The 7,757-nt window shown below is 64.2% G+C and carries 9 protein-coding genes; 2 read left to right on the top strand and 7 right to left on the bottom strand.

The window, feature by feature from the left end; translation table 11 throughout:
* Positions 1-54 precede the first annotated feature (54 nt).
* The 6 genes from JOZ00_RS24090 to JOZ00_RS24065 form a co-directional block, all read right to left on the bottom strand.
* Entirely contained in the window at positions 55-393 is a 339-nt protein-coding gene (locus tag JOZ00_RS24090) for a P-II family nitrogen regulator (RefSeq protein ID WP_293349166.1), read from the bottom strand.
* A gap of 15 nt (positions 394-408) precedes the next feature.
* On the bottom strand, positions 409-1,824 hold the full coding sequence (locus JOZ00_RS24085) for an ammonium transporter (protein ID WP_293349164.1): 1,416 nt from the start codon (positions 1,822-1,824) through the stop codon (positions 409-411).
* A gap of 141 nt (positions 1,825-1,965) precedes the next feature.
* Positions 1,966-2,736 (bottom strand): DUF427 domain-containing protein, encoded by a 771-nt coding sequence (locus tag JOZ00_RS24080; protein ID WP_293349162.1) that lies wholly within the window; start codon positions 2,734-2,736, stop codon positions 1,966-1,968.
* A gap of 7 nt (positions 2,737-2,743) precedes the next feature.
* Positions 2,744-3,016, bottom strand: a complete 273-nt coding sequence (locus JOZ00_RS24075; RefSeq protein WP_293349160.1) for a DUF6295 family protein — start codon at positions 3,014-3,016, stop codon at positions 2,744-2,746.
* 4 nt (positions 3,017-3,020) lie between these two features.
* Positions 3,021-3,776 (bottom strand): dienelactone hydrolase family protein, encoded by a 756-nt coding sequence (locus JOZ00_RS24070; RefSeq protein WP_293349158.1) that lies wholly within the window; start codon positions 3,774-3,776, stop codon positions 3,021-3,023.
* Between the two features lie 111 nt (positions 3,777-3,887).
* On the bottom strand, positions 3,888-4,670 hold the full coding sequence (locus JOZ00_RS24065; RefSeq protein WP_293349156.1) for a hypothetical protein: 783 nt from the start codon (positions 4,668-4,670) through the stop codon (positions 3,888-3,890).
* 222 nt (positions 4,671-4,892) lie between these two features.
* Between JOZ00_RS24065 and JOZ00_RS24060 the strand changes: the two genes are divergently transcribed.
* Positions 4,893-5,528, top strand: a complete 636-nt coding sequence (locus JOZ00_RS24060) for a chemotaxis protein CheB (protein WP_293349154.1) — start codon at positions 4,893-4,895, stop codon at positions 5,526-5,528.
* 17 nt (positions 5,529-5,545) lie between these two features.
* Here the strand turns inward: JOZ00_RS24060 and JOZ00_RS24055 are convergent, their stop codons facing one another.
* A complete protein-coding gene (locus tag JOZ00_RS24055) occupies positions 5,546-6,772 on the bottom strand; it encodes a class I SAM-dependent methyltransferase (RefSeq protein WP_293349151.1) in 1,227 nt (408 codons plus the stop codon).
* Between the two features lie 190 nt (positions 6,773-6,962).
* On the opposite strand from JOZ00_RS24055, the gene JOZ00_RS24050 reads away from it, so the two are divergent.
* On the top strand, positions 6,963-7,295 hold the full coding sequence (locus JOZ00_RS24050; RefSeq protein ID WP_293349149.1) for a DUF732 domain-containing protein: 333 nt from the start codon (positions 6,963-6,965) through the stop codon (positions 7,293-7,295).
* Positions 7,296-7,757: the final 462 nt, after the last annotated feature.

The raw sequence follows: 7,757 nt of genomic DNA, 5'->3' as shown, positions 1-7,757 counted from the left end.
TCCGCAAAATGGGAACGGAAAGAGGCATATCTCACACCAATCACAGCGCATCAATCACAGCGCATCGTGATCGCGTTCACCGGTCCGAATGCGAAACACTGCTTCAACCGGCGAAACCCACACCTTTCCGTCGCCGATCTTCCCGGTGCGAGCCGCACCGATGACGGCGTCCGAGATTCGGCCGGCGAACTCGTCGTCGACCAGAACCTCGACCCGGACTTTGGGGACGAACGCGACCGCGTACTCGGCTCCCCGGTACACCTCGGTGTGCCCACGCTGCCTGCCGTACCCCTGGACTTCGGTGACCGTCAAACCCAGCACTCCCGCCGATTCGACGGCATGCCTGACGCTATCGAGGGTGAAGGGCTGGACGATCGCGGTGATCAGCTTCATGACGTCTTCGCATTCTCAATCATCCACCGGCTCAGCGGGTTCGGATTCCAATGGCGCCGCCCGCGTCGCCGACACGGGTTCGACCCGCCGGCCGGTGACGAGCGCTTCGTCGGGGTAGGCCTCCTCGTCGTGCACGCCAAGGTCGCCGGTCTCCAGCACCTCGTCGGGCAGCCGCAAATTCATAAACAGGCCAAGCACTTTCAGGATGACGAACGTGACGAGGGCATCCCAGACGATCACCGTGCCCGCGGCGCCGGCCTGTATCAATAGCTGCTTGGGATGGTGTCCGTACAGCCAACCGGCGGTGGTCACGTCCTGCCCGGTGCTACCGCCGAGGTATTCGACGATGTGCGGGTCCGCGAGCACTCCGACGAGCAAGCCGCCCGCCAGGCCCGCCACACCGTGGGTGTGGAATACACCCAGCGTGTCGTCGACCTTCTTGAACGGCCGGGTCTTGCCGAGCCAGTTCCACGACATCCACACCAGCGACGAGGCGACCGCACCGATGATCATCGCGCCGAAGCTGTTGACGAAGCCCGCCGCCGGGGTGATCGCGACCAGCCCGGTGATCATTCCGTTGATGGCGCCCAGGAACGTCGGCTTGCGCTGCTTGCTGGCGAAGATGTCCCAGATCACCCAGGTGAGCAACGCGACCGCGGTGGCGAGGTTGGTGTTGAGCACCGCAAGCGACGCGTCGGCACCCGAGAAGTAGGGGTCGCCGCCGTTGAACCCGTTCCAGCCCAGCCACAGGACGCCGGCGCCGACCGCGGCCAGCGGAAGGTTGTTCGGCACCGCGCGTTCCCGGTCGCGCGCCAGCCTCGGGCCGATCACCGCCGCCGCGACGAAGCCCGATGTCCCCGCGGCCAGGTGGATCACGTATCCACCGCTGTAGTCCAGGGCGCCCGCGTGCCCCCACCAGCCGCCACCCCACAACAGAAATGCGTTGACCGAGTAGGCGAATGTCGACCACAGCGGCACGAAGATCAACCACACCTTGAAGCTCATCCGGCCGATCACGCTGCCCAGAAACAGCAGCGGGGTGATGCCGGCGAACACGAACTGGAAGTAGGCCAGCGTGCTCTCCGAGAAGCGGAACGAGGGCATGGTGCCGTCGAGCAACGGGATGAAGGCGATCTGCTGGTTGTTACTGCTCAAGATCGTTCGCGGTTTTCCGACCGCGGACGCCAGGATGCCCGGCCCGAGTTTCAGCGGCTCGCCGAAACCCATCTTGAAGCCCCAGAGCACCCACACCACCAGCACCAGAGAGAATGCGGAGAAGGCCATCAGCATCGTGTTGACGGCCCACTTCTTCTGCACGATTCCGCCGTAGAGAACGGCGATGCCTGGAATGCTCATCAGGCCGACCAGAGTCGCCGCCACCAACTGCCAGGCGTTGTCTCCGGGATTCAACCAATCGGGATAGGGCAACATGGTTCAAGCACACCCCAATTCAGGCCCGCAGGCCTTCTAGAATCAGCTGCGGTGCGAAGTGACGCCGTAGACGGGTGAAGCGTCGAATGGCAATGTTTCGAATGCGTGTGCTTGAGTTTAAGAATTGATTTCGTGTTGCGGCTAGCTGAACTGAGTCTGCGGCCGGGGTAGGGCGGTGCCGTCGACGATGATATCGAGCTTCTCGTTGTAAAACGCCACCAGCCCGGCGATCTGGCCTATCGCCGGCAGCGGATAGTGGTAGGTCCACGCCAGATCCTGGTGCACCGCATCACCGAGGCGCACCGACCAGTAGCCCGACGTCACACCTTTGTAGGGGCACAGCGTTTGTGTCGGACTGGGTTCCAGATGCTCGAATGATATGTCGGTCGGGTCGATGTAATACCTTGTAGGTAAACCGGTTTCGAATAGCAGCACGGGAGAACCGCTGTCGGCCAGCACAATACCGTCAAGCTCGACCCGGATGTTGCGGTGCGAGCGCAGGGCGTCGACCCGGGTGTACGGGTTGCGGGGGTGGCCGTAGATCGGCTCGTCTTCTTCGAACCAGCGCAACGGATTCCACTCGAAGCGCACGGTGCCGGCCACCGGGCTGTCACTGCCTGGGTCGAACACTCGAGCGGCTTTCTGGTAAGTGCGGCCGCCGCCGACCAGGGAGTGCAGCCGCGACGGACCGAACTGCACTTTCTGCGGATGGTCCTCGTCGTGCAGGAATTCCGTCCGGACGTCCGCCAGCGGGATGTAGTACTGCGGGTAGTACGGGACTTCCCACACATAGCGCGCGGCCGTGGTGTCGAAGACCAGTGCGTCGCCGAGATAGCCACGAACTCGACGCGGCGCGGGCTCGATTCGTCCACGCGCAACGGCCATTTGGGGATAGTCAGGATGGGCGGTCATCTCTTACCTACTGGTGCTTCGACGCGAGTCCGACCGGGGCGTGGCCGATGGCTTTGTGGATGGCGCCGGCCAGCGCCAGGGCGCTCTCCTCGGTCAGTTCGAGGGCGACACGCGCCGACGGGCCCAGGCCCGGATTGATCACGTCAATGTTGACCGTGTGTCCGTAGGGCGCGTGCACGGGATGGTCCACGTACACCGTCGCGCGATTGGCGCCGAACCACCCCGTTGCGCCCTTACCGCTGCCTTCGATCTCGACGTGTTCGGTCAAATAGGTGCACATGGGTTCAGCCTTTCAGGTGGGTGGCGAAGAACTCGTCGATGCGCCGCCACCCGTCGACCGCCGCCTCCGCCCGGTAGGCCGGCCGGTCGACGGAGAAGAACGAATGGCCCGCGCCCTCGTAGGACTGGAACTCGTGCGGCTTGTCGTGCTTGTTCAACTCGGCGTCCAGCGTCGCCACCGCGGGCGGTGCCGGGAACCGGTCGTCGAGACCGAAAAGGCCCAGCAGCGGGCAACTCAGGTTCGGGGCCAGGTCCAGGATCGGCTTCAGGGCTTTCGGAATGCCCTCGGGCGGGTCCTCGACGATGAAGGCGCCATAGCAGTCCACCGCCGCATCGAACGGCAGCGAGCACGCCGCGAGATAGGCGTGCCGTCCGCCCGAGCAGTGCCCGATGACGCCGAACTTGCCGTTGGCGCCGGGCAGCGTGCGCAGATGCTCGACCGCGCCCGCGACGTCCCCGACCAGTCGCTCGTCGGGTACTCCGCCGGCCGCCCGCACCGCCGCGGCGGCGTCGTCGGGTGCGGCCCCCGGGGCTTCGCGTGAATAGAGGTTGGGCGCCACGGCGTGGTAGCCGCTGACGGCCAACCGCCGGACGAACTCCTTGGTCTCGCGGTCATACCCGGGCATGTGGTGGATCCAGACGATCCCGCCGCGTGACCCCTCGGCGAGGGGCATGGCACGGTAGGCCTCGATCTGGTCGCCACCGTGGCCGCTGATGGTGATCGTCTCCGCACGGATGGCATCGGGACTGATTGCGTTCACGCCTGCTCCCTAATCGGCCGCAACGGGGCGCGGAGCACGTGCGGCAGGTACCGGGTCGCTCCGCCGAAAACCAAGGTATCCGAACGGCGGTGTCGCGGCCTCTGGCCCAGTTCAGCGGCGCTTGTCGCGCACCTTGTAGGTCGACGGCCACGACTTGCGGGACTCATCGCCGGTCAGGGGAGTGCCCATCCCCCCGACCTTGACGTTGTACGCCTCCTTGCCCGGGCCCACCTCGCGGTTGGCGTGTTCGGTGGCGAGGAAGTAGAGCTCGTCGATGGTGGCCTCGTCGTAGGCGACGAACGAAGTCTCGCGCGCCACGTCGTCGATCCCGGCCAGCATCCGGTCGGGTAGGAGCCGCGAGGTCAGCGCCGCTGCGCCGAAGAGCGCGAACGGGATGACCCAGTAGAAAACGAACGACAACGGCGTCTTGGTGTCCAGGATCGAGGCGCCCCTGTCCGCGATGGGCGGGATCGCCGACGACACCGCCATGGCGAGGAAGGTCGCGACCCACGTCCAGCTCAGCACTTTGACCACGTTGGCGAACAGTTCGGTCTTGAGGGCGTCGGCGGGTTGTCCCCCGGCCAGCGACTCCCGCACGAACGGCTTGCCGAGCAGCGTGCCGACAAGTGCCACCAGGAAGATCCCGGCATTGCCGAGGGTCAATAGCCACTGCTGCTGCACCGGCACGGTGAGTATGAAAGTCAGCACTGTCAACACCAAAAGCACTGCGGTAGAACCGGTTTCGAGCGTTCCTACCGGCTTGCCGTAAACGATTTCCGTGGCCACCGCGGCGACGGCGATCGTCAGCGCCACCAGTGCGGCGATGGCGAACGGGACGTTACCGACCAGAACCCAATAAACGATCCACGGCGCAAGGCCGAACAACATGCCCACGGTGGGTCAGTGTATGAGTGCGGGTTCGCGCGGCCGTCAGCGGCAGGCGGTTGGCGGAACAAAAGTTTGTGTGAGGTGCGCCCTCGCGGACGAACCGATTTATGTAGAGGGCTTATGACCCTTGGCGTCGGGCGGGAATGCGACGAGTATTGAAGCCACACGTTCGCAGACGGTGGCGGGATCCCCGAGCTGTCGGCCAGCACAGACGGGCCAGGTTGGGCGATGGGACTTCTAGCGGCACCGGCGACCGGCGTGGTGGCGATCGGCGCGTCCGCCGGCGGCATCGAGGCGCTCACCGAGCTGGCGGCGGGCATGCCGACGGATCTACCGTTCGCCGTCTTGGTGGTCATTCACATGAATCGTCACGCACCTTCCCTGCTGGCGCAGATTATCGATCGCAACGGCCCCCTTCAGGCGGTCGCCGCGGTCGACGGTGCCGTTTTGGAGGCGGGCCGCATCTATGCCGCCGTACCCGACCACGATCTGCTGGCATCCGATCACCGGGTGGCGCTGTCGGATAATCCGTGCGGGAGCGGTCTTCGACCTTCGATCGATGCGCTATTCCGTTCCGTAGCACTGGGCTACGGCCCACACGCGATAGGTGTGCTGATGTCGGGGCTGCTCGACGACGGCGTGGCCGGCCTGCGCGCCATCAAGGCCGCGGGAGGGGTGACCGTGATTCAGGACCCGTCGGACGCACTGTTTCCCGACCTGCCCCAGAACGCTGTCAACGCCGGCGTTGCCGACTATGCGGCGGACGCGAAGAAGGTCGGCGACCTCCTCACGGTGCTTTCCCAGCGTGGCGGGCGCGACCAAGCGGCAGACCCCCACAGCGATTGGGGCAGGCAACCGGCTTGAACGTGCTTGGGCACAAGCTAATTCGACTCCGCGGCGTTCAGCGCCATCGCCAGGAAATCCAGCCGCCACAGCCCGCGGAACAGCGTGTGCGCGAAGCCTTTCAGGATGGCTTTGTGTTCCTGGGCGACATTGCCCTGCCGTGCCACGCACTCGATGATCTCGCCGATCGGGCGACGACCGTCGACATGCTGAACGAGTGGAAGCTGAGCTGGGTTGAGCTTTAACTTCGAACCCGGCATGCAAATCTCGTCGCCGCGCAGCAAGCACGCCGTACGCAACAGCGGTACGTAGTCGAATGACCGGGACGTCGAGAAGTCGACGGTGTAGGTCTCTTTTGGGCGCTCGTGGCGGCAGGCCAGGAAGAAATGTGTGGCATTGGGCGTCTGCAGCCGTTCCATCACCGACCAGAGTTCGGAGTCGGGCAATCGGCTCAGAATTGACTGAAATCCGCTCGCCTGCGTGAGAAGGTCGTGCGGGTAATACGGCGCATTGAGAAACCAGCCCTGGAATGCGAGTCCGGCCGCACTGACGAGGTCAAGGCATTCCGGAACCGTGTAACTCCGTTGCCGACTGTGCAAGAAAGTGTCGACCAGGGCGCCGTCGGACAGCAAATCGCTGGCCCTTGTCAGATAACCGCGAACCGGGTGGTCGTCCGGTAGTACCGGAAATGCTTCTTTGACCAGTTGGACCGACGCTTCGTCCTGTCCGAGGCCGAGGTCACGAAACACCGATTCGAGGATCTCGACGCCGATCCGGCCATATTTCGCATAGAGCATGACGGCGAGCGCACCATCGGTGCGCAGGCATTCACCAAGCGCGCTGAGCCCCGACAGCGGATCCGCCATGTGGTGCAGGACGCCGCTGCAGACGATGAGGTCGAAGTCCCTCCCGAGCGCGGCGACCTCTTCGATCGGCAGCAGGTGCAATTCCAGGTTCTTCAGCGCGTGCTTGTCTTTCAGATACTGCTGGTGATCGAGCGCAGTCCGGCTGACATCGATGCCGACGACTTTCGCCCCGGGGTTCATGAACGCGAAGACCGACGCCTGGAAGGTGCCGCAACCGGCGATCAGGATGTCGAGATCCTCTTTGTATGCCCGGTTCGGCCAAAGGACGCGATGCGCCCAGTAGGGGTCGAACCAATCCCAGTGGTTTTTGGTCCACGCCTCCAGGTCGCCGACCGGCGGCGGATACTCCCACCGATCGTATTGGCCCGAGACACTGTCGGCCCGCGGGTCGTCGGTCACTTCAGCGTCGGCTCCTTCCTATGGCGGATCGGGAACGGTGGCGACCAACTTACTGTGCCTGGCAAATTCTCGGCGGGACCGACGGACCTCCATTCTCGCGGTCCCGCGGATTAGCTTGTCGAGACAGGATGGCAGGGCGCAATTAGTATTCGGTTCCTGCATGCAGGCATTTCGCCAGAAGGAGTCACGAATGAAGTACGCGGCACGTTGGGCCGGCATGGTCGCAGTACTTGTGGCCGGTTTCGTCGGCGTCACGACCGCGCCGATTGCGAGTGCCGACGGTGCGGATGACCAGTATCTGCACACGTTGCAGCAACACGGGATCGGCTGGCCGGGAGGCCAGGAGCAAATGATGATCAACGTGGGGCATGCCGTTTGCCAGGACTGGGCCGGCGGGGACACGCTGGCCCAAACCGTCGGCGATGTGTCGAAGACGCTCGGATTGAGCAATAACGGCAGCGGCACCATCATCGGCGCGGCGACGGCCGCGTACTGCCCGGAGTTCCGCAGCAAGCTTCCCTAACCCCTGCTTATCGGGGTGCCCCCAGTCGGACTCGAACCGACACTGGACGGATTTTAAGTCCGGCAGTGCGGGTTTCTGTGACCAGCGGAATCACGTAGCTGACGACAAGCCAAATCGCCTGCAAGACAGTATTTTCGGCGTTGCCGGTATGGCGGCGGTACGGCTTCAGTACGCGTACGAATCCGCTGAACTACGCGGGAAGGCAGATACTAGCCGGATTAGTTGAGGCGACTTCCCACATGTGTGGAGTGTGTATTGGATCTGTGAGCGCCCGCGGGTTCTTCCTGACCAGATCCTCACCGGCACGCGCTTGCGCGCAACGCATACCCCAATTTCCCCTTCATCGCGAACCGCATCGGGTGGTGGGATGCGGCACCTTGGCGCTTGCTCTACCCGGGTCGGGCCGTAGCGTTTTATGCCGTCGCCGTTCGGGTAACCGACGGCACAATTGTGACCGCAGTG

The organism is Mycobacterium sp., from assembly GCF_019243155.1.
Lineage (GTDB): Bacteria > Actinomycetota > Actinomycetes > Mycobacteriales > Mycobacteriaceae > Mycobacterium.
The sequence above is the reverse complement of the archived record's forward strand: the minus strand, read 5'-3'. Positions and strand labels throughout refer to the sequence as shown.

What these genes read in the sequence shown, in the direction of transcription:
- JOZ00_RS24075 (WP_293349160.1), bottom strand. Translation starts at nt 3,016, where the DNA reads ATGTGCACCTATTTGACCGAACACGTCGAGATCGAAGGCAGCGGTAAG.
- JOZ00_RS24090 (WP_293349166.1), bottom strand. Translation starts at nt 393, where the DNA reads ATGAAGCTGATCACCGCGATCGTCCAGCCCTTCACCCTCGATAGCGTC.
- JOZ00_RS24085 (WP_293349164.1), bottom strand. Translation starts at nt 1,824, where the DNA reads ATGTTGCCCTATCCCGATTGGTTGAATCCCGGAGACAACGCCTGGCAG.
- JOZ00_RS24050 (WP_293349149.1), top strand. Translation starts at nt 6,963, where the DNA reads ATGAAGTACGCGGCACGTTGGGCCGGCATGGTCGCAGTACTTGTGGCC.
- JOZ00_RS24060 (WP_293349154.1), top strand. Translation starts at nt 4,893, where the DNA reads ATGGGACTTCTAGCGGCACCGGCGACCGGCGTGGTGGCGATCGGCGCG.
- JOZ00_RS24080 (WP_293349162.1), bottom strand. Translation starts at nt 2,736, where the DNA reads ATGACCGCCCATCCTGACTATCCCCAAATGGCCGTTGCGCGTGGACGA.